Below are 20,694 nucleotides of genomic sequence, written 5' to 3'. Positions count from 1 at the left end.
AGTCACAGCACCCTTTCCAGGAACTCTTGGGTTCGTTTTTCTTGGGGGTTGGCGAGTACTTCGCGGGCGTCGCCGCGTTCGACGGCGATTCCGTCGTCCATGAAGAGGATTTCGTCGGCGACGTCGCGGGCGAAGCCCATTTCGTGGGTGACCAGCAGCATGGTCATGCCGTTGTGGGCGAGGTCGCGCATGACGGCGAGGACTTCGCCGACGAGCTCCGGGTCGAGTGCGCTGGTGGGTTCGTCGAACAGCATGATGCTGGGGTTCATGGCGAGGGCGCGGGCGATGGCGACGCGTTGTTGCTGGCCGCCGGAGAGCTGGGCGGGGTATTTGTGGCCGCAGCCGGCGAGCCCGACTTGGGCCAGGAGTTCTTGGGCCTGTTCCCTGGCGGTCTTGCGGTTCGTTTTCTTGACCAGTACTGGTCCGGACATGACGTTGGTTTCGGCGGTCATGGTGGGGAACAGGTTGAACTGCTGGAAGACCATGCCGATGTGGGCGCGTTGCTCGGCCAGTCGGTGCGGGGGGAGGGCGAGGTAGGCGTTGTCCGTCTCGGTGTAGCCGAAGTCTTCGCCGTTGACCCGCAGGACGCCGCGGTCGATGGTTTCCAGTCCGTTGACGCAGCGCAGCAGTGTGGACTTGCCGGATCCGCTGGGGCCGATGATGCACGAGATCTCGCCCGCCGCCACGGCCAGGTCGATTCCGCGCAGGACCTGGTGGCTGCCGAAGCTCTTGTGCAGCTTGCGCGCGACGATCGTTCCGTCTGCTTTCACAGCAACGACTCCTTTGTCGCGGTGGCGACTGCGGCCGGCCGGCGGGTGGAGCGGGAGAAGCGGCGTTCGATCATGGACTGGGGGACGCTGAGGGCCAGTGTCATGACCAGGTACCAGAGGCTGGCGACGATGAGCAGGGGAATGGTCTGGTAGGTGCGGGCGTAGATGGATTGTGCGCTGTTGAGGAGTTCGGCGACGCCGAGCACGCTGACCAGTGAGGTGCCTTTGAGCATGCCGATCACCTGGTTACCGGTGGCGGGGATGATCGCGGGCATGGTCTGCGGGATGATCACGTGGCGGAGCCTGGTGAAACCGCGCATGCCCAGGGAGTCCGCGGCTTCGTACTGGCCACGGCTGACCGAGGCGAAGCCGCCGCGGATGATTTCGGCCATGTAGGCGGCCTCGTTCAGCGTCAGGCCGACGATGGCGGCGGTCAGCGGGGTCATGACCGCGTTGACGTCCACGGGGGTCGAGATGTCGGTGAAGGGGATGCCGAGGGAGATGTGCGGGTACAGCGCGGCGATGTTGAACCAGAAGATCAGCTGCACGAGTACGGGTGTGCCGCGGAAGAAGGTGATGTAGAGCCGCGCCAGGCCCGAAATCGGTGTCTGGTGCGACATGCGCATGACGGCGAGCAGCAACCCGAGCAGCACGCCCAGTCCCATGCTGACCACGGTCAGGACCAGGGTGAGGACCAGTCCGTCCAGAATGGACTGAGTGGTGAAGTAGCCGAACACCACCGGCCACTGGTAGTTCTCGTTGGTCGCCGTGGTGTAGATCAGACCGGCGACGATCGCGATCGCGACCGCCCAGCAGGCGACGTCGCGCGGACGTTTCGGTGTGATCCGCTTCTTGTTCTCCGGCAGCAGTTCCGGCAACGGCCGGCCCTTGGTCGTCGGATCGATCGTGTTCGTCGTCATCACTGCCCCAGCGGAACGGCCATCGCGGCGGTCTTGATGCCGAGGCCCTGGAAGCCCCAGCGGTCGAGTGCTTCGGTGTACTTGGGACTGTCGATGACGGACTGGATCGCCGCCTGGATCGCGCGGGTGAGCGGGGAACCCTTGGGCAGTGCGACGTTCACCGTCGCGGAGACCACCCGCTCCGGAAGGACTTCCAGGACGTTGGGCTGTCGTTTGGCGGTCCACGACAGCGAGGTGAAGTCGTACATCACCGCGTCGAGGCGCTTGGAGGAGAGCTGGGTCAGTGAGTCGTTGACGCTGGGCAGGGTGACTCCGGTGATGGCCGGCTTTCCCTGGCTCGTGCAGTCCTTGTCGCTCAGCTGGGGCAGCCACTTGATTTCCGCCGTGGTGCCGGACTGCACGCCGACGCGGCGTCCGCACAGCTCGTGGACGGCGAGCTTCTGCGGGTTGCCGCGCGGTACGGCGACGCCGGTGCCGTTCTGGAAGTAGTTGATCATGTCGAGCACCTTGAGCCGTTCCGCGGTGGCGCCCATGGTGGTGGCGGTGAAGTCGAATCTGTTGCCCTGCAGGCCGGGGACGATGGTGTCGAACTTGACGTTGTCGATCTGGAGCTTCAGCCCGAGCTTGGCGGCGATGAGCCGCGCCATGTCCGGGTTGAACCCGATCGGGGTCTTGTTGTCCGCCGCCATGAACGTCGTGGGCGGACTCGACAGGTCCATCGCCACCGAGATCGTGCCCTTGGCCTTCACGGCTTCCGGCAACAGCTTCACCGCCGCCGGATCCGGCGGCACACCGACCGAGATGTCGTCGGTGTGCTCGACCTGATCGGGCTCCTTGGGCTGGGTGGTGTCGACCGACCCGCACGCGACCAGCGCGAATGTCAGGGACATCGCGGCCGACGCGGCACGCAGTGGTGTGGTGACTCGCATGGTTGCCGTCCTTCTGCAGACTGGGAACATGGTGCGGGACGAGGCGGCCCGCTCACTTCATGAGGTCCTTGAACTTGTAGTAGGCGCCTGCGAAAGGCAGGAACCAGGGCGGTCCGAAATGCCCGGGGATGCGGGTGAACTTCAAGTCGCGCCACGGGTTCGCGCTCGTCGTCCCGTTCAGGTACTCGGCCATCTGCTTGCCCATGTGCGTGGCCATCTGCACGCCGTGACCGGAGTAGCCGAGCGAGTAGAACAACCCGTCACGCTCGCCGGCGTGCACCATGCGGTCCATGCTCATGTCGACCAGACCGCCCCAGCAGTAGTCGACCCGTGCGTTCGCGAGCTGCGGGAAGGTCTCGGTCATCGCCTTCTGCAGGATGCGCCCGCACTTCTCGTCCGACTGCGGGTTGGACATGGTGAACCGGGCACGGCCGCCGAACAGCAGCCGGTGGTCCGGGGTGATCCTGAAGTAGTTCAACAGGTTCTTCGACGTCGACGCCATCCGCCTGGTCGGCAGCAGTTCGTCGCAGACGTCCTCGCCCAGCGGCTCGGTCACGATGATGAAGCTGCCGACGGGCGCGATCCTGACCTGCTGCCAGCGGAACGGCCGGCCGGTGTAGCCGCTGGTCGCCACGAGCACCTGGTCCGCCTGCACGGTTCCCCGCGGGGTGACCAGTTCGTGCCGCGTTCCGTGCAGCCGCCGGAACCGCTCGACCGGTGCCTTCTCGTGGATCGTGGCACCTGCCCGCACCGCTGCCTCGGCGAGTCCCTTGGCGAACTTGCCGACGTGCAGACCCGCGCTCTTGGAGTCGACCAGCGCGCCGTGGAAGCAGTCGGAGCCGATTTCCGCGCCGAGCTCGTGCCTGCTCACCAAGCGTGTCTCGACGCCGATCCCGGACAGCGCCTCGGCGGTCTTGCGCAGGCCGTCGACGTGGGCCGGCTTGGACGCGAGGTTCAGCTTGCCGGTGCGGGCGAAATCGCAGTCGATGCCCTCGTCGCCGACGAGCTTCTCGACGGTGTCGACCGCGTCGTGGTAGGCCAGCAGGTACGCCTTCGCGGTGTCCAGGCCGTACCGGCTGACCGCGTCGCGGAAGCCGATCGACAGTCCGGTGGTGGCCATGCCGCCGTTGCGGCCGGACGCACCCCAGCCGACGGTCTCCTTTTCGAAGACCTGGACGTCGGCGCCCTTCCGCGCCAGGTGCAGGGCCGCGGAGAGACCGGTCAGCCCGGCACCGACGACCGCGACGTCGACCCGCCCGCCGATTTCGGTCCGCGACCGGGAGGGGCCCTGTGGTGCGGTGTCGAGCCAGTACGGGGTGAACTTCATCGCTGTTCTCCTGCTCTTCAGGGGCGGGGCAGGCCGAACAGGACGGGAAGGTCGGCGATGTCGGTGATCCGCTCGCAGCCGAGCCACGGGTGGTCCGGCTCGAAGCCGCGGTCCATGTACACCTTGTTCTCGAAGCCCATGACGGTCGCGGAGCGGAGGTCGTACTTCGGGCTCGCCGAGACCCACGCGATCTCGTCGGGCGTCGCGCCGAGCTTGTCCAGCGTGTACCGCCACGCCTGCAGCCGCGGCTTGTAGCAGCCCATCTGCTCGGCGGTGATGACGACCTCGAACGGGGCCTTGAGGTTCTCCACGAGGCTCGGCGCGTGCGCGTCGTCGGTGTTCGTCACGATGACCAGCGGAACCGCCTCGGCCAGGCGGTTCAGGGCCTCGGTGACACCGGGGTACGGGGTGAACGTGGGGATCTGTTCGTACACCGCCTCGGCGTCACCGGCGCGGTACTCCAGGCCGAAGTGGCGCATGGTGCGCTCCAGCGAGTGAGCGATGATCTGGTGGAACGGCTTGTAGTCGCCCAGGGTCTCGTCGTACCGGAACTCGTTGCCCGTCCGCAGGAAGGTGTCGGCGATGTCGGCGGGGAGCCGGTCACCCAGTACTCGGCGGATCACCTCGTTGATGCGGAAGTGGATCAACGTCCCGTTCATGTCGAACGTGGCGAACTTCGGCTTGCTCTCGAAACTCACTGTTCCTCCTGTGTTCAGTCGTCGTTTGTCGATTGTCGACCATCCTGGGGAAGCTGTCAACGCTGCGTCGGCTACGCGAGGCCGGTGCCGAGTGGGGCCGGCTCACCCTTCCCGGGATCGGCTACCCGGATCGCGGCCTTGAGCGACGGTCGGCGAACGGGTGAGTCAGCTTGACGGCCGCCGCCTCGGCGGGGTCCAGCGTCTCATGCGCGTCTTCCTGCGAAAACGTGCCCGTAACATCTTGACACGGCCGATGTTATCGTTCACAGTCCACGGGTGCGCTCAGTCGCACGACCGGTTGGCTGCTCCACACCTATAACCACGCTCATTCCCGTACGGACCCGTCCCGAAAAGTGTTAGCGCTAACACTCCGTTCGGGCAGTTGTCCGTGCGCGGGTGTCGTCGGCGTCCGCGCCGATGCCGCCCGCCTCGTGTCGGCGATCCCATGGTGAAAGGAAGACGCTATGTCGGTTGGGTTTGCGCGCGCCGCGAGGTGGCGTCGCCGGTGGCGGTCGGGGGTGGCCGCGGTGGCGGTGGTGGTGTTCGTGGGTGGGCTGCTCACGGTGGCCACGACGCCGGCGTCGGCCGCCACGGTGGACACGACCGCCTGGTACGTCCTGGTGAACCGCAACAGCGGCAAGGCCCTCGACGTCAACGGCGCGTCCACGGCCGACGGCGCCAACCTCGTCCAGTGGACCCGCACCAACGCCACCAACCAGCAGTTCCAGTTCGTGGACTCCGGCGGCGGCTACTACCGGCTGCGCGCGCGGCACTCCGGCAAGGTGCTCGACGTCTTCGACTGGTCGGCGGCAGACGGTGCCGCGATCGTGCAGTGGGCCGACGGCAACGGCGCCAACCAGCAGTTCCGGCTGGCCGACTCCCCCGACGGGTACGTCCGGTTGATCAACCGCAACAGCAACAAGGCCGCCGAGGTGCAAGGCCTGTCGACCGCCGACGGCGCCGGCGTCGCGCAGTGGGGCGACTGGAACGGCAGCAACCAGCAATGGCAACTCGTCCAGGTCGGCGGGGGCAGCGGCACCTGCACGCTGCCGTCGACCTACCGCTGGACGTCGACCGGCCCGCTGGCCACCCCGAAGCAGGGCTGGGTGTCCCTCAAGGACTTCACCCACGTCGTCTACAACGGCAAGCACGTCGTCTACGGCACGACCAGTGACAGCCAATCGAACTGGCGATCGATGAGCTTCAGCCCCTTCACGAACTGGTCCGACATGGCCACCGCCACCCAGAACTCGATGTCGTTCAACGCCGTCGCGCCGACACTGTTCTACTTCGCCCCGAAGAACATCTGGGTGCTCGCCTACCAGTGGGACGGGCCGACCTTCTCCTACCGCACCTCGAGCGACCCCACCAACCCCAACGGCTGGTCCGCGCCGCAGACGCTGTTCACGGGCAGCATCCCCGTCACCGCCCCCATCGACCAGACCCTCATCGCCGACGACACGAACATGTACCTGTTCTTCGCCGGCGACAACGGCAAGATCTACCGCGCCAGCATGCCCATCGGGAACTTCCCGGGCAGTTTCGGCTCGAACTACACGACGATCATGAGCGACACGCAGGACAACCTGTTCGAAGCGGTCGAGGTCTACAAGGTCCAGGGCCAGAACCAGTACCTCATGATCGTCGAGGCGCGAGGGGCGTGGCCGAAAGCGCAGCGCTTCTTCCGCTCGTTCACGGCCACCAGCCTGAGCGGCACGTGGACGCCGCAGGCCGCCACCGAGAGCAACCCGTTCGCGGGCAAGGCCAACAGTGGCGCCACCTGGACCGACGACATCAGCCACGGCGATCTGGTCCGTACCAACCCCGACCAGACCAAGACCATCGACCCCTGCAACCTCCAGTTCCTCTACCAGGGGCGCGACCCCGGTTCCGACGGCATGGACTACCCCCTCCTGCCTTACCGGCCGGGGGTGCTGACGCTGCAGCGCTAGCCAGTGGCGTGACGCAGGTCCAGCTCCGGACGTTCGCCGAAAACCGGCGGACGATCAGGAACGGGTGGATCCGGAAGGCGGGCTCGGTGCACGGCCGAGCCCCGCCTTCGCCCGCGGAGAACCCGGATCCTTGTGGTGCCCCGGGCTGGAATCGAACCTGCGACCGTGGAGAGCTACCTCGGTTTCAGCGCGTTGTCGCGCAACGGCCTGATCGACGCGTGCGAGTGCGGCCGAGCGTCTGATCCCCGCCGAACTGTGCGGATGTGCCCGCGTAGGGCGCGGATCATGTTGTGGCGGGGGGAGAATCGGCAGAAGCAGCCAGCCCGTCCAGCACGCGTTCGGCGATCAGCATGGCGCCGCGGGCATGCGGTACGCCGGCGTACACCGCCGAGTGGAGCAGCACCTCCGCGATCTCTTCGGGAGTCAGTCCGTTGCGCACCGCCACCTCGGTGTGCAGCGCGATCTCGTCCTCGCGCCCGAGTGCCGTGAGGATGGCGAGAGTGATGCAGCTGCGTGTGCGGCGGTCCAACGTCTCGCGGCTCCACACCTGGCCCCACACGGATCGGGTCAGGTAGTCGAAGAACGGACGGTTGAAATCACTCGACCGGGCGATCGAGCCGTCGACCCGGTCATCGCCCAGCACCTCTCGGCGCACTCGCATGCCCCGCACGAAATCCGGGTCGCGCTCCAGGTCGGTCACAGGTGCCCCCACGAGGCGTGTCCGGTGACGATGTCGAGGAGGTGCTCGATCTCCGCCGGTAGCTCGTCTCCCCGCCAGACGACGTGGTGGTCGGTGCGCACGAGGGCGGCCCGGCGCTCATACAGGGCGAGCAGCGACTCGCGGTCCCCTTCAGCCGGCGCGAAGACCGCCAGCGGAATCCCGCGTTCCTCGGCGCGCTTCGCCAGCTCGGTTGCGTCCACTCCGCCGAGGTCGAGCAGCGTGAACCCGGGGCCGAGGTGGTCGTAGAGCGAGCTCCCGTCCGTCAACCAGAGATGCGGCGCGCGGTAACCGGGAGCCGCACACGGCGTGTAATCCGCAAAAGTCGGTTCGGGCAGATCACGCTCGGTGCCGTCGCGGACGATCAGCGGGGAGGCCGAGTAGCGGTAGCCGAGCTGCCCGCCCATCCGCTTGAACTGCACCAGCTTGCGCTCGAGGATGTCCTGCTTGACCGCCTCTCGAACCGCATCGCCCTCGGGCCCCTCAGTCTCGATCCCGTCCTGGACGAGCTCGATCGCGCCAAGGGCGTGGTTGGCCTCCGAGCCCAGCTGGATGAACCGCACGGCCTCCCGCCGGTCGATGGAGTACGACGGGATGAGCGCCGGACCGCCCCACCCCTGCACGAGCGCGGCGAGCTTCCAGCCGAGGTCCGCGGCGTCCCCGATCCCGGAGTTCATGCCGAAGCCACCCTGAGGGGAAACCATGTGCGCGGCATCGCCGGCGAGCATGACGCGCCCGAAGTCGAACCGTGGCGCGAGCAGCGAGTTCTCGGCGAAAGCGCCACCGGAGAGCGGTTCGAGATCGACCTCCTGTCCGACGGCCTTGAGGATGAGGCCCTTGACCTGGCCCCAGTCGTCGCCGTCGATGCCCTGCGGCGCCGGGCCGGCGAAGTACTGCCAGGTGTCCGGGCCCTGCGACGTGATCAAGTCGCTTCCGCGGTCCTCGTTGTAGAAGTAGGCCATCGACACCGCAGGTCCTGCGGTCCAGACCTCGCGGAGCTGCCTGGAACGGAAGTGCCACGAGAGACTCATCGCCAGGGTCCGGCCCTCGTGGCGCACGTTCAGGACCCGGCGCAGGTTCCCGCGTGAGCCGTCGGAGAGAACGAGGTAGGAGCCGCGGACCCGGTAGGCGACACCGTCCGCGGCCTTGACCTCGACGCTGACACCGTCGTCGTCCTGCGCGAAGGTGACCACTTCGTTCTCGTTGCGGTAGTCGATCAGGGGCAGCTCGGCGACCCGGGCCCACATGGTCTTCTCGATGCCCTCGTTCGGAGCCCATTCGGCGACCTCGGACGCGAACGGCAGCGGCTCGCTCCACTCGTACGAACGGGGCAGGTTGAGGATGAGATGGCCGTTGAGGCGGGTCACGAACGACACGTCGCGCTGGATGTCCTCGGGCACCGGGTCGTTCTCGCGCAACGCGTCCGCCATGCCCCAGCGGCGGAAGTGCTCCATCGAGCGCACGTTCGTCATGTTGGTGCGCAGCAGGAACGGCTTTCCGCGCTCCCGTCGCTCGAGGACGATGCTCGGCACACCGCGCAGCGCCAGGTCGATCGCCAGCGACGAACCGACGGGGCCGCCGCCCGCGATGACCACCGGGACGTCCGCCGGCCTGTTCGTACTCATGGTCGAACCTCTCTCCTCGTCCCCGCAGCGCCTGGCAGTCACAATATGGCCTGGAAGGTCATCAATCCAGTCTTCACCAAGTGGCAAATGTCAGACTATCATCCCATCGCGCACAGGATCCGTCGTAGAGGAGTTGGTGGATGGACGCCCAGCTGGTGGACCAGGAGGCGGTCGCCCGAGCCGTCGACGCGATCGAGAAGGCACTCGGGGCCGACGCCGTGCTCAGGAGCCGCGCCGACCTCGACGAGTTCCGGGACCCCTTCTGGGTCTTGGGCTCGGACGACCTCGACGTGGCGGCGGCAGTGCTGCCCGCCCGCGTCGAGGAGGTGCAGGCCGTCGTTCGCATCGCGAACGAGTTCGAGGTTCCGCTGTGGACGGTGAGCACCGGCCGCAACTACGGGTACGGTGGCGCTTCGCCGAGGGTGCCCGGCTCCATCCTCGTCAACCTGTCCCGGATGAACCGGGTGCTCGAGGTCGACTCCGAGCTGGGCTACGCGGTCGTCGAACCCGGCGTTCGCTGGTTCGACCTGGTCGACGCGCTCGAGGAGCACGGCGGTGAGTGGTGGTCGTCCATCCCGGACCTCGGCTGGGGATCGGTGATCGGCAACAGCCTCGAGTACGGCCGTGGGCACACGCGCATCGGCTCACACGCCGAGAACGTCGTCGGCATGGAGGTCGTGCTGCCGAACGGCGAGCTGATGCGCACCGGCATGGGGGCCATGGCGGGCAACCGCGCCTTCCACGCCTACCCCTTCGGGTTCGGCCCGATGGTCGACGGCCTGTTCTTCCAGTCGAACATGGGGATCGTCACGCAGATCGGCTGGCGGCTGATGAAGCGGCCCGAGAAGTACGCATCCTGCTGGGTCCACTTCGACGGCGACGAGATCATCGTCCCGGTCATCGACGCCATGCGCGAGCTCATGCTCGACGAGACGATCAACAACTACCCGTTCCTCGGCCGCGGCGTCGCCGCCAACGCCGAGGGACAGCCCGACCTCGACCCGGACAGTCAGAAGTGGGCGCTGCGCTTCGCGCTCTACGGATACGACGAGATCGTCGAGGCGAAGTGGCGCATCGTCGAGCGGGTCCTCGGCGCGATTCCCGGTGTCGAGATAGGCCGCAAGGTGTTCGACGGGACCGACCGGACCGGTCCGCTCGAGGGGATCCACGACGACAAGGTCCAGGCGGGGATCCCCGGCATGGAGCTGCTCGACCTGTACAAGGTTCCCTTCGGCCCGGACACCGGCCACCTCGACTTCTCGCCCGTCGGGCCCCTCGTCGGCACCGAGGTGCTCAAGATGATCCGGCTGGTGCGCGGCATGTACGAGGAGTTCGGCGAGCCGTACGCCGCCGGCTGCATGCTCCTCCCGACCAGCATCTTGGTCGTGTCCGTGATGTTCTTCGACCCCAAGGACGCCGAGAAGACCAAGCGCATCTACGACAACTACGACCCCATGCTCAAGCGGATCGCGGCCGAGGGGTACGGGTTGTACCGCTCGCACATCTTCAAGATGGACGCCGTGGCGGCGACCTTCGACTTCAACGACCACGCGTATCTGCGGTTCGTCGAGACGATCAAGGACGCGGTGGACCCCAACGGGATCCTCCAGGCCGGAAAGCAGGGGATCTGGCCCCGGAAGCTGCGCGCTCGGCGTTGAGCACAAGGCCCGCCGGACCGAGCGGTCCGGCGGGCCTTGTGGACTGCGGGCGTCACACTTTGACGAGGATCTTCGCGTCCTGGCGCAGCGAAGCCTGCCGCACGGCATCGGTCGCCGCAGCCAGCTCGAAGCGCGCGGTGACGATCGGGCGAAGGTCGATCCGGCCCGCGGCATGCAGAGCGATGACGGGATCGAGCCCACCGATGTTCCCGATCGACCCGTGCACACTCGCCCCGCGCAGCAGGTAGGCCATCGTCTGCATCGGTACCGCGCCGCTCTCCGAACCCAGCAGCACCACCTTGCCGCCGACCGAGATCGACCTCTCGATCTCCGGCAGGACGGCCGCAGCCGCCCCCGCGGCCTCGACGCAGACGTCGGCGCCTTCGCCGGACGTCTGCTCCAGAACCACATCGGACGGACGCATTCCGTCACCACGCAGCTTGGTGACGTCGTAGGCGGCGTCCGCTCCCACCAACTCGGCGAGCTTGCACCGAGCCGGCTCCGTGTCGAACGCCAGCACCTTCGCCGCGCCGGCCGCGCGGAGCAGGGAAACCGAAGCGAGCCCGATCGGCCCGCAGCCGTGGACTGCCGCGACGCCGCCGGGGCGGAATCCGCCGCCGCGCAGGAACAATCCGACGTAAGCGACGCTGGCCGGTTCGCAGAGCGCACCGATTTCATAGGTGTCGCGCTCGGAATACCGCTCGCGCACAGCGGCGAGGGAGCGGACGTTGCTCTCCCTCGACAGCACGAACTCGGCCATCCCGCCATCGATGGTGAAGCCGCTGTCCTCGGCGTCGGCGCAGTGGCCGGGGAGCCCGGACCGGCAGGCACCGCACCGTCCGCAGTACTGCAGCGTCTGCACCGCCACCGGGTCACCCGGCCGGACACCCCGTACCCCGGCGCCCACCTCGACCACCTCGCCGGCGATCTCGTGCCCGGGGACGAGCGGTAGCCGTACCCGGTAGGGGAGCAGCACATACCCCTCGTCGTCCGTCTCGTAGAGATGGACATCGGACCCGCAGATGCCGACCGCCCTGCTCCGCACGAGCACGTCGTACGGGCCCGCCAAGCCGGGCACCGCACGCTCGCCCAGCGTCCACGTCGGCTCGCGCCAGGCCGCCGTGGCATCTCGCGCCCACCGGCCTGCGACCTCCTCCGGGGAGAGGTCACGGCGCGGCGCCCATTCGCCATTGATCACCACGGCACGCATCAGCTCGGCACCTTCGGCGGTCACGGACTGAGGTCAGACTTCAGTCCTATGTTGAACATCTGACATTTAGTACCATCGAGTGCATCCCCGGAAGCACCGCGGGCCGACAGAAACGAGAACCGATGAAGATCCGCCGAGTCGTCACCGGCTTCGACCGGGACGGACGCAGCTGCGTCGTCTCCGACGGGCCCGCGCCGCGGACCCACGACTTCGAACACCTGCCCGGGTTCAGCAACACCGTGGTCTGGTCCTTGGCCGGCGCGGTCGCGCCGGCGGGAACGCCGGCGGACCCGACGCCGAGCCTCACGACGCTCATGCCCGGTCCGGGCGGCTCGGCGCTGACCATCGTGAGGTTCCCTCCCGCCGCCGCTCTCTCGGACGTGGACTTCGAGGCGGCAGGCGAGGAGCAGGCACGCGAGCTTCCCGGACTGGCCGACACGTTCGACCCCGATCGGCCGGGCTTCCACGCGACGCGGACCGTCGACTACCAGATCGTGCTCAGCGGCGAACTGTGGCTCGGCCTCGACACGGGGGAGGAGACCCACCTGCGGGCCGGCGACGTCGTCATCCAGAACGGCACCAGCCACGCGTGGACCAACCGGGCCGATGAGCCCGCGATCCTCGCCGCCGTCTCGATCGGAACCGAACAGGCGGGTTGAGCCGGCACGCCGCTCGTCGTCGAGATCAGATCTCGACGACGAGCTTGCGGTGCGGGCTGGACAGGATCCGGCCCCACGCGTCACCGATCGACGCGAACGGCACGCGCTCGACCTCGATGCTCAGCTGCCCGGCGTTCGCCCAGCCGACCAGCTGCTGGTAGGCGGCCTCCCAGGCATCGAGCGGCACGAACGGCTTCAGGAACCCGAACACGCTCCGGCCGGTCAGGAACGGGTAGGCGATCGAGCTGGCAGGCGTTCCGCCGGACATGCCCACGACCACGTAGCGAGCGCCCATCTTCGTGGCGGGGAGCGCGGCCTCGAAGGCCGGGCCCATCACGGTGTCGAGCACGACATCGAAGCCGATCGCGGCCGACGCCTTCAGTTCTGCCGCGTCATCCTGGCCGCCGAGCACGACGAAGTCGTCGATCTTCCCGTCGCTCTTGAGCTTCTCGAGCGTCTCGGCGCTCCGCCCCGCACCGACGACCCGGCCGGCGCCGAGGAGCTTGGCGGCCTGGACGCCGACCTGGCCGACCGCGCCGGTGGCGCCCAGGACCAGCACCTCGTCACCCGCCCGGAGTTCGGCGCGCCACTGCAGGGCGGTCAGCGCCGTGATGCCCGAAGTGCCGAGCGCCGCCGCGAGACCGTCGTCGAGGCCGTCGGGGATGGCGTAGGAGCGCGAACGGTCGCCGAGCAGGACCTTTTCGGCGAGCGCCCCATACGGTGCCTTCGCGTCGCTGAAGTAGACCTTGGTGCCGTCGGCGAGCCGGCCCACGCCCTCGGAACCGACAACAGAGGGAACCACCGGAGGACCGAACGGGCCACCCGCCGCAAGCCGCAGGTCGATGGGGTTGAGCGCCGCGACGATCACGTCGACGACCTGCTCGCCCGGACCCGGCTGGGGAGCGTCGAACTCACCGACGGCGGGAACGCCACCGACCTCGTTGAGCACTGCTGCCTTCATCGTCTTCTCCTCGTTGTCGGTGGCCCCCGGAATGCGGTCGTTCGCGACTCCGCCCTGCGCGGTGACCTGGCTGCGGAACATGTCGGTGGAACGGGTGCCGAGACCCAGGACGTAGCGGATGGACCGCTCGGCCACCAGGTCCCAGTCCATGAACGCGTGGTTGGCGATCACGTTGATGTCCCGCCGGTAGCGCTGCAGCGCCTCCTTGCTCTGGTACGGGCTCGAGCCCATGCCGTCGCAGAGGATGCCGATCAGCTCCTGCGCGAGGTGGACGATCGTGGTCTGATCGAGCTCGATCTGCCCGATCTCTTCCTGGCTCCACGGCTCCAGCGCGTCGCACTTCCGGATCGAGCCCTCCAGGATGTGCGTGTAGAGCAGCTGGGCGCAGCGGAGCTTCTCCCACGCTTCCGCGAACCGCATCCGGGACTGCGGCAGGTCCTGGCGCGTCGCGCCACCGAAGGCCCGGGTCGTCCCTAGGCGCGACTTCACGATGTCGACCACGGCCTCGGCGGAGCCCAGCGCGATGGCGGTGATCATCATCCCGAGGCTCGCGAAGGGCGGGTAGCGGAGGAACTTCTCCTCGTGCGACGTGCCGGGGTGCTTGTCGATGGACAGCATCTCCTCGAGCGGGATGCTGTAGCTGTCGCGGATGAAGACGTCGTCGAGCGTGACGCTCGCGCTCCCGGTGGCCGCCATGCCGGACATGTGCCAGTCGTCGTTGATCGTGACGCCGGGCTGGTCCAGTTCGATGAGGAACGTCGTCGGCGTCATGGCGCCGTCGATCGTGACCATCGTCGAAAGGAAGGTGTGCGTCGAGTTCCACAGCCCCGAGGCGTAGCGGAAGGTGCCGCTGACCCGGAATCCGCCGTCGACCTTCTCGCCCTTGCCGGCCGGCGTCAGCGGCGCGGAGGCGAGGATGAAGGTCCGCCCGGCGAAGATCTCCTTCTGCGCGTCCCAGTTGAGGTGGGCCGCCATCCAGCTGTGCTCCATCAGGAACGCCAGCGTCCACGCCGCGGACGTGTCGCCGTGCGCCAGAACGCGGGCGACTTCGCAGAGCGCGCGGGATCCCAGCCCCTGGCCGCCCCACACGCGCGGGGTGAGCGCATCCATGAGGAACTCGGCGTCCTTGACGGTCTGCGGCGGCTGGTAGCGCAGCGCCTCGGCTTCCTGCGCGCGTGCGCGCAGGGTCGGAATCAGCACCTTCGCCTTCTCGATGAGACGGTCTGTGCGCTCCTCGAAGTCCGGCTCACCCGCGCCCACCGATGCGGGCTGTCCAGTGCTGGTCGGATCCACATCCACAGTGGTCATTGCTTACTTCCCATCGCTGTCTCGGGCGTGCCCGCGTCCCGCCTCGTGGCGAATCCGGCCGGCGCGCACACCGCCCGCCCGGAGCCGACGCTATGGCATCTGTCTGACATTTGTCAATCGATCATTTTGATGTCAAACTTCAGCGGGGAGGTTCTCGCCTCTCACTTTCGACGATGCACTTCCGACAGGTTCGGAAGGAGACGGGAGACGCCCGATGCGGCTTGCGACAGTGCGTACAGAGTCCGGTCCGGCGGCGGTGGTCGTGGTCGGCGACGAAATCGTCGAGATCGCGAAGGCGGCGCCCGGACTGCCCGGCACGCTGGTGGGGGTCCTCGAGCTCGGCGAGGTCGGTCTCGGCGTGATCGCGGACGCGATCGCTTCGGGGGCCGCCCGGTCGGCATTGGACCCCTCGACGCTGATGTCGCCGATTCCCCGGCCGCCGAAGTTCTGGGCGATCGGGATGAACTACGCCGAGCACGTCCGCGAGACCGGGAAGCCGTTCCCCGAGTTCCCGACCGTCTTCGCGAAGATGCCCAACACCGTCACCGGACCTTACGCCGACGTCGAGCGGCCCGCGGTGTCCGACCGGCTCGACTTCGAGTGCGAGCTGGGAGTCGTGATCGGCAAGCGCTGCCGGCACGTCAGCAGGGAGAACGCCCACCGGGTGATCGCCGGCTTCACGGTCGTCAACGACTACAGCGTCCGGGACTTCCAGATGCGCGGGGGCCAGTGGGTGCTCGGCAAGTCGTTCGACGGGCACGGCGTCATCGGGCCGTGGCTCGTCACGCCCGACGAGGTCGACCCGCATCGGTTGCCGATCCGCACGATCGTCAACGGCGAGGTGCGGCAGAGCTCCACCACGGAGAACCTCATCTTCGACTGCTACCGCCTGATCGAGGAACTGTCGAGCGCCGCGACCCTGGAGGTGGGCGACGTGATCGCGACCGGTACCCCCGGCGGCGTCGGCGTCATGGAGAACCGCTTCCTCGCACCCGGTGACATCGTGCGGGTCGAGATCGACGGGATCGGTCACCTCGAGAACCGCATCGTCCAGGAGGGCGCGCCCGTGGAGTGGATCGAGGAGTCGGCGACGGCCGCGGTCTGACACGGCGGCGCCGGAAACGGTCGCCGGGGTGGAGCAAGGACTTCCTGCTCAACCCCGGCGATCGGGTCTGAGCGCCGGGATGTCCCAGTGCTCCACGATCCGGCGATCGGCCAGCCGGAAGATGTCGACACCGAGGCCGGTCAGCTTTCCGACGCGGACGCGCTCGAGGAGCCACACCAGATCGCCTTCGGCGACCGTGACGACCACCGTGAAGCTCGGCCTGAACTCATCCGGAAGGCCGCCGATTTCCGCCAGGGAGCGGCGGAGGGCGTCAGGACCGTCGGGGATGCTCTCGTTGTGCTGGAGGTAGACCTCGCCCCAGTGATCGGCCACGACAGTGGGGTCGAACTCGAGGAACCGGGCGAAGGCCGCCGACGCGATCTCGCGGTTGATCTCCGTCAGAGCGGCGTCCCCTTCCTCCGTACCGTGAGTGCCCTGGTAGGCATCGCCGAACACCGACCTCCCGCTGACCGTGCTCGGCGGCACGGCGGCGTGGAGCTGCCAGTGCTCCGCGACCCGGTCGCCGGCGAAGCGGAAGAATTCACACCAGGACTCGCCGCTGAACTCGTCACGCGGATCCGTCGAAGCCTGCCAGTGCACGGCCACGAACTCGCCATCGGAGACGGTTCGCTTCACCGTCGCGACGACTCCGGGAAGGCGAGCCTGCAGCTCGCGGTAGAGCTGACGCGCTCCGGACGGCCCGTCGCCGAGCGGCTGGGCGGAGCGGTGATGGCGGGCGTCCGGCCAGAAGATCGTCTCGAGATCGTCGCCGCTCTCGTCGTGGAGGCGTCCGGCGGTCAGGGCGTCGTAGATGCGCAGGACCGACTGACGCCGGCGTTCGGGTTCGAGCATGAGCTGTGGTTCTCCGGTCGCACTCAGAGGAGGACTCCGGCCGTCGTGTCCGCGGCGGCGTCATAGCGGTGGCAGGCCACGTGTCCGCCGTCGGCTGCGGGGTGGACCGGCGGCAGCTCGACCCAGCACCGGTCCTCCGCGAACCCGCACCTGGGGGCGAAGGGGCAGCCTCCGCCCCGCGGTGGCTCGGGGCGAGGATCGCGCACGGGGCGCGGCTGAGCCGGCCGGTCGAGCTCGGGCGAGGCCGCGACCAGGGCCTGGGTGTACGGGTGGCGTGGGCGACGGGCCACCGTCTGCGCGGGCCCGTCCTCGAGCACCCGGCCGCGGTAGAGCACCACGATCCAGTCGGACATGTAGCGCACGACGTCGAGGTCGTGACCGATGAAGCAGTAGCTGAGCGAATTGGCGCGCTGCGCGTCCTTGAGGACGTTCAGCACCTGCGCCTGGACTGACACGTCGAGCGCGCTGACCGGCTCATCGCAGATGATGAGGCTCGGATCGCTCATGAGGGCGCGCGCGATGGCGACGCGCTGGCGCTGCCCTCCGGAGAGCCGCGCCGGGTAGCTCGCCGCCACCGCGCGGGGCAGGCCCACGCGGTCGAACAGGTCCGAGAGCCTGGCGAACGCTTCGCTCCGCACGCGCCGGCTCCGGGGCACCTCCTCGGCGACGCTGACGGCGACCGGCAGCGACGGGTTGAGCGAGCTGTACGGGTCCTGGAAGATCGCCCGGATCTGGCCCGGTTCCCGGCGCCGGCGACGATGCGCGTCGGCGCTGACGTCCTGCCCGTCGAACAGGATGCGTCCGGCGCTGATGGGCACCAGCCCGAGGATGGCGCGACCGATCGTCGTCTTTCCCGAGCCGGACTCGCCCACCAGGCCGAGCGTCCGGCCGGCCCGGATCGTGAAGTTCACGTCCGAGACCGCGGTGACCCGGTGGATGCCGCGCCGGTACTCGATCGTCAGGTCGGAGACCTCGAGCAGGGGGGACTCAGACACGTTCCGACACTTCCTCGTGTTCGGGGCCGACGCGAAGGGGGTTCAGGCAGCGCACACTGTGCTCTCCGTCCACTTCGGTCAGCGGAACGGCTGCCGACCGGCACTGATCGGTGCTGAAGTCGCAGCGCGACGCGAAACGGCACCCGGTCGGCCACTCTCCCGGCGCCGAGACCGCACCGCGGATCGTCGGAAGCGGCAGGTCGTCGTCGACGATGGTGGCGGGACGGCACGCGAGGAGCGCCGAGGTGTAGGGATGAGCCGGCTCGTGCGTGATCCTGTTCAGCTGCCCGTGCTCGACCAGCTCGCCGGCGTACATCACCAGGGCCCGGTCACAGACCTGCGCCACCACGCCCCAGTCGTGGCTCACCAGGAGAAGTGCCATGCCCAGGTCCTTCTGCAGCGAGCGCAGGAGGCTCAGGATCTCGGACTGCACGGTGACGTCGAGCGCGGTCGTCGGCTCGTCCGCGATGAGCAGGCGCGGCCGGGTCGCGATCGCGCGCGCGATTCCGATCCGCTGTGCCATCCCGCCGGAGAGCTCGTGCGGAAAGCGCTTGGCCACGCCGGCGGGATCCGGAAGCTGAACCTGTTCGAGCAGGTCGAGCACGCGGGCCTCGGCCTGCTTGCGCGAGAGCCCGTCGCCGGCCTGGACGATCCGGCGGAGCAGGACTCCCACCCGCAGGGTCGGGTCCAGGGCCGTCATCGGATCCTGAGCGATGTAGCTGACGGCGTTGCGGCGGTAGCCGTGGAGGGAGCGGCCCTCCAGCGTCGCGACGTCGTAGTCGTCGAACCGGATGGAGCCCGCGACGATCTCCCCGCCATGCGGAAGCAGGCGGGCGATGGCTCGTGCGATCGAACTCTTGCCGCACCCCGACTCGCCGACGACGGCGACCGATTCCCCGGCCGCGATCGAGAAGCTGACGTCGCTCGCGACGCACCGCGGGCCGTCACTGGCGGAGTACGCCACGGAAACGTCGCGGAGCGTCAGCAGCGTTTCGCCGGCCGGCGTCGGTTCGGCGTCGGCGGGCCGCTGCGCTCGCCCGGCAAGAACCCCGGGGCCCGGCTTCCGCGAACGCCTCCGGCGGGTGGGTGCGCCGCTCCATGCCTCGACCGCGACATCGCGGACGCCGTCACCGATCAGCACCAAGGCGAGCGACACCAGCCCCAAGGCAACGCCGCCGGACACGAGGGGCCAGGGACTCGAGTTGAGGACCTGGGACCCCTCGGCGATCATCGAGCCCCAGTCGGGGTCCGGGGGCTTCGCCCCGAAGCCCAGGAACGACAAGCCGACGGTGAACTGCAGTGCGATGGCCGTGGCGAGGGCACCCTGGACCAGCACGGGCCCGAGGACCCGGAGCAGGACGTGCCGGAAGATGATCCGTCGTGACGGCAGGCCGGCGACGACAGCCGCATCGACGAAGAGCTCGCCCTTCACCGCCAAAGCCGGGCCGCGGACGTTGCGCACGATGGGCGGTGCGAGGAGGAACCCCAAAGCGATCATCGCCAATCCGAGGTGCCCGGAGAACGTCGACACCACGACGAGCATGACCACCATGGCGGGAAGCGAGAGACCGACGTCGGTCACCGTCATCACGACACGATCGACCCACCCGCCGGCGTACCCCGCCACCACGCCGAGGGGGACCGCAACGGCCACGGCGACGAAGCTGACGACGAAGGCGTTCAAGAGCGTGGTCCGGCCGCCGTACAGCAGGCGGGTCAACAGGTCGCGGCCCAGCTGGTCGGTTCCGAGGAGATGCTGTGCGCTCGGTCCCGCGAGGCTGTGCCCCAGGTCCACCTGGTTCGGTCCACCCGAGGTCAGCAAGGGCGCGAGCACGCAGGCAGCGACGATCACGGCCAGGACGATCAGCGAACCGGTGGCGAGACCGTTGCGGAGGTACTGGCGCAGGACGGTCTGCAGCGGGTTCGGCGGCGGGACCGGCACAGCGGCGGTTGCGTCGTTCACTGCACACGCACCTTCGGGTTGAGCCATCCGTACGCGAGGTCGACGGCGAGGTTCGCGGCGACGACCGCCAGGCAGAACACGACGGCGACGCCCTGGAGCATCGTCAGGTCACCGGTCTGCGCGGAGCTGACCGCCAGCCCGCCCAGGCCGGGGAGGACGAAAACCGACTCGACCAGAACGGTTCCCCCGAACATGCCGATGAACAGCACCCCGGTCACCGTCACGATGGGGATCGCCGCGTTGCGCAGCCCATGGCGAAACACGATCTGCCGTTCGGAGAAGCCGTCCGCGCGCAGCGCCGTGACGAACTCGCGGCCCATCACCTCACGCATCGCGTCGCGCGTCTGCTTCGCCACGGCGGTGGCCCCCATGACCGCGAGTGCGGTGACGGGCAGGACGAGGGAGTGAAGCCAGCCTCCCGGCGAGTCGCCGAGTCCGACATAGCCCGTTGCCGGGAACCAGCCGAGCTTCACCGACAGGAAGTAGACGAGCATGAGGCCGAGCCAGAAGTTCGGGATGACGTAGCCGACCACGGCCAGGACGTCGGTCACGCGGCCGAGGCGGCGGCCGCCGAGAGCGCTCACCATGCCGAGCCCGATCCCGGCCACCGCGGCGACCAGAGTGCCGAGCAGCACCAGGGAGAGCGTCGTCGGCAGCCGCGTTCCGATCGCCTGGCCGACACTCTGGGAGGTGACGACCGACGTGCCGAGGTCGCCCGTGACCGCATGCCCGAGCCAGCGCCAGTACTGCACGACGACGGGGTCGTCCAGACCGAGCTTCGCGTTGAGCGCGGCGATCGACTCCGGGGTGGCCGAGCTGCCCAGGATGGTCGCGGCCGGATCCCCGGGTGCCACGGCGGTGAGCACGAACGTCAGCGTGGAGACGATCAGGAGAAGTGGCACCGCGAGCAGCAGGCGGCGCGCGATCAGCCGGATCACGGCAGCCGGCCGATCCGGTCCGATCGGGAACGATCTCCGGCGGTCTGCTCGGCTGGCTGCCGTCGGCGCACGTCCGGCGTGAGACTGGCGACGCCGGTCGCCTCGA

Annotated in this window: 17 protein-coding genes; 4 read left to right on the top strand and 13 right to left on the bottom strand. The window is 68.5% G+C overall.

The annotated features are described in order from the left end of the window. Window positions 1–2 precede the first annotated feature (2 nt). Genes I4Q55_RS36115 through I4Q55_RS36095 form a run of 5 tightly spaced genes read right to left on the bottom strand, consistent with a single transcriptional unit; the run spans window position 3 to window position 4,644 of the window. Entirely contained in the window at window positions 3–770 is a 768-nt protein-coding gene (locus I4Q55_RS36115) for an amino acid ABC transporter ATP-binding protein (protein WP_206791961.1), read from the bottom strand. Next, window positions 767–1,690, bottom strand: a complete 924-nt coding sequence (locus I4Q55_RS36110) for an amino acid ABC transporter permease (protein ID WP_242546939.1) — start codon at window positions 1,688–1,690, stop codon at window positions 767–769. The genes I4Q55_RS36115 and I4Q55_RS36110 overlap by 4 nt, the downstream gene beginning before the upstream one ends. After that, window positions 1,690–2,619, bottom strand: a complete 930-nt coding sequence (locus tag I4Q55_RS36105) for an ABC transporter substrate-binding protein (protein ID WP_242546940.1) — start codon at window positions 2,617–2,619, stop codon at window positions 1,690–1,692. The genes I4Q55_RS36110 and I4Q55_RS36105 overlap by 1 nt, the downstream gene beginning before the upstream one ends. Window positions 2,620–2,671: 52 nt before the next feature. Continuing rightward, window positions 2,672–3,946: an FAD-binding oxidoreductase gene (locus I4Q55_RS36100; protein ID WP_206791962.1), complete on the bottom strand. Its 1,275-nt coding sequence runs from the start codon at window positions 3,944–3,946 to the stop codon at window positions 2,672–2,674. A gap of 17 nt (window positions 3,947–3,963) precedes the next feature. Continuing rightward, complete coding sequence (locus I4Q55_RS36095; RefSeq protein WP_307793336.1) at window positions 3,964–4,644, bottom strand: haloacid dehalogenase type II; 681 nt, start codon at window positions 4,642–4,644, stop codon at window positions 3,964–3,966. A gap of 464 nt (window positions 4,645–5,108) precedes the next feature. Between I4Q55_RS36095 and I4Q55_RS36090 the strand changes: the two genes are divergently transcribed. Beyond that, window positions 5,109–6,596 carry a non-reducing end alpha-L-arabinofuranosidase family hydrolase gene (locus tag I4Q55_RS36090; protein WP_206791963.1) on the top strand — a complete coding sequence of 496 codons (1,488 nt, stop codon included), beginning with the start codon at window positions 5,109–5,111 and terminating at the stop codon, window positions 6,594–6,596. Between the two features lie 283 nt (window positions 6,597–6,879). On the opposite strand, the gene I4Q55_RS36085 is transcribed toward I4Q55_RS36090, so the two are convergent. Continuing rightward, window positions 6,880–7,257, bottom strand: coding sequence for a carboxymuconolactone decarboxylase family protein (locus I4Q55_RS36085; protein ID WP_206792125.1), 378 nt, complete (start codon window positions 7,255–7,257; stop codon window positions 6,880–6,882). 35 nt (window positions 7,258–7,292) lie between these two features. Next, complete coding sequence (locus tag I4Q55_RS36080; protein ID WP_206791964.1) at window positions 7,293–8,939, bottom strand: FAD-dependent monooxygenase; 1,647 nt, start codon at window positions 8,937–8,939, stop codon at window positions 7,293–7,295. Window positions 8,940–9,079: 140 nt separating this feature from the next. On the opposite strand from I4Q55_RS36080, the gene I4Q55_RS36075 reads away from it, so the two are divergent. Next, on the top strand, window positions 9,080–10,597 hold the full coding sequence (locus I4Q55_RS36075; RefSeq protein WP_206791965.1) for an FAD-binding oxidoreductase: 1,518 nt from the start codon (window positions 9,080–9,082) through the stop codon (window positions 10,595–10,597). A gap of 52 nt (window positions 10,598–10,649) precedes the next feature. On the opposite strand, the gene iolM is transcribed toward I4Q55_RS36075, so the two are convergent. Further along, a complete protein-coding gene (iolM, locus tag I4Q55_RS36070) occupies window positions 10,650–11,831 on the bottom strand; it encodes a scyllo-inosose 3-dehydrogenase (protein ID WP_206791966.1) in 1,182 nt (393 codons plus the stop codon). Window positions 11,832–11,929: 98 nt separating this feature from the next. Between iolM and I4Q55_RS36065 the strand changes: the two genes are divergently transcribed. Further along, window positions 11,930–12,466: a cupin domain-containing protein gene (locus tag I4Q55_RS36065; protein ID WP_206791968.1), complete on the top strand. Its 537-nt coding sequence runs from the start codon at window positions 11,930–11,932 to the stop codon at window positions 12,464–12,466. A gap of 25 nt (window positions 12,467–12,491) precedes the next feature. On the opposite strand, the gene I4Q55_RS36060 is transcribed toward I4Q55_RS36065, so the two are convergent. Beyond that, the gene (locus I4Q55_RS36060) at window positions 12,492–14,735 is read right to left on the bottom strand and encodes a zinc-binding dehydrogenase (protein WP_206791970.1); all 2,244 of its coding nucleotides are present in this window, start codon (window positions 14,733–14,735) and stop codon (window positions 12,492–12,494) included. Window positions 14,736–14,949: 214 nt separating this feature from the next. Here I4Q55_RS36060 and I4Q55_RS36055 point away from each other — a divergent pair, with 214 nt between their 5' ends. Then, a complete protein-coding gene (locus tag I4Q55_RS36055) occupies window positions 14,950–15,840 on the top strand; it encodes a fumarylacetoacetate hydrolase family protein (RefSeq protein WP_206791972.1) in 891 nt (296 codons plus the stop codon). Between the two features lie 48 nt (window positions 15,841–15,888). Here I4Q55_RS36055 and I4Q55_RS36050 read toward each other — a convergent pair whose 3' ends face one another. The 4 genes from I4Q55_RS36050 to I4Q55_RS36035 are packed head-to-tail and all read right to left on the bottom strand — an operon-like array spanning window position 15,889 to window position 20,588. After that, a complete protein-coding gene (locus I4Q55_RS36050; RefSeq protein ID WP_206791974.1) occupies window positions 15,889–16,692 on the bottom strand; it encodes a nuclear transport factor 2 family protein in 804 nt (267 codons plus the stop codon). 23 nt (window positions 16,693–16,715) lie between these two features. Next, window positions 16,716–17,687: an ABC transporter ATP-binding protein gene (locus I4Q55_RS36045; protein WP_206791976.1), complete on the bottom strand. Its 972-nt coding sequence runs from the start codon at window positions 17,685–17,687 to the stop codon at window positions 16,716–16,718. Continuing rightward, the gene (locus I4Q55_RS36040) at window positions 17,680–19,650 is read right to left on the bottom strand and encodes a dipeptide/oligopeptide/nickel ABC transporter permease/ATP-binding protein (protein ID WP_206791977.1); all 1,971 of its coding nucleotides are present in this window, start codon (window positions 19,648–19,650) and stop codon (window positions 17,680–17,682) included. The genes I4Q55_RS36045 and I4Q55_RS36040 overlap by 8 nt, the downstream gene beginning before the upstream one ends. Continuing rightward, on the bottom strand, window positions 19,647–20,588 hold the full coding sequence (locus I4Q55_RS36035; RefSeq protein WP_206791978.1) for an ABC transporter permease: 942 nt from the start codon (window positions 20,586–20,588) through the stop codon (window positions 19,647–19,649). Before I4Q55_RS36035 ends, I4Q55_RS36040 begins: the two co-directional genes overlap by 4 nt. Window positions 20,589–20,694: the final 106 nt, after the last annotated feature.

Origin of the sequence: Amycolatopsis sp. MtRt-6, from assembly GCF_017308975.1 — a bacterium.
Classification (GTDB): Bacteria; Actinomycetota; Actinomycetes; order Mycobacteriales; family Pseudonocardiaceae; genus Amycolatopsis.
This window is presented reverse-complemented; position numbering and strand designations above follow the sequence as displayed.

Coding starts and splice junctions, on each gene's coding strand:
- I4Q55_RS36110 (WP_242546939.1), bottom strand. CDS start 1,690: ATGACGACGAACACGATCGATCCGACGACCAAGGGCCGGCCGTTGCCG.
- I4Q55_RS36105 (WP_242546940.1), bottom strand. CDS start 2,619: ATGCGAGTCACCACACCACTGCGTGCCGCGTCGGCCGCGATGTCCCTG.
- I4Q55_RS36100 (WP_206791962.1), bottom strand. CDS start 3,946: ATGAAGTTCACCCCGTACTGGCTCGACACCGCACCACAGGGCCCCTCC.
- I4Q55_RS36090 (WP_206791963.1), top strand. CDS start 5,109: ATGTCGGTTGGGTTTGCGCGCGCCGCGAGGTGGCGTCGCCGGTGGCGG.
- I4Q55_RS36085 (WP_206792125.1), bottom strand. CDS start 7,257: ATGCGAGTGCGCCGAGAGGTGCTGGGCGATGACCGGGTCGACGGCTCG.
- I4Q55_RS36080 (WP_206791964.1), bottom strand. CDS start 8,939: ATGAGTACGAACAGGCCGGCGGACGTCCCGGTGGTCATCGCGGGCGGC.
- I4Q55_RS36075 (WP_206791965.1), top strand. CDS start 9,080: ATGGACGCCCAGCTGGTGGACCAGGAGGCGGTCGCCCGAGCCGTCGAC.
- I4Q55_RS36065 (WP_206791968.1), top strand. CDS start 11,930: ATGAAGATCCGCCGAGTCGTCACCGGCTTCGACCGGGACGGACGCAGC.
- I4Q55_RS36060 (WP_206791970.1), bottom strand. CDS start 14,735: ATGACCACTGTGGATGTGGATCCGACCAGCACTGGACAGCCCGCATCG.
- I4Q55_RS36055 (WP_206791972.1), top strand. CDS start 14,950: ATGCGGCTTGCGACAGTGCGTACAGAGTCCGGTCCGGCGGCGGTGGTC.
- I4Q55_RS36050 (WP_206791974.1), bottom strand. CDS start 16,692: ATGCTCGAACCCGAACGCCGGCGTCAGTCGGTCCTGCGCATCTACGAC.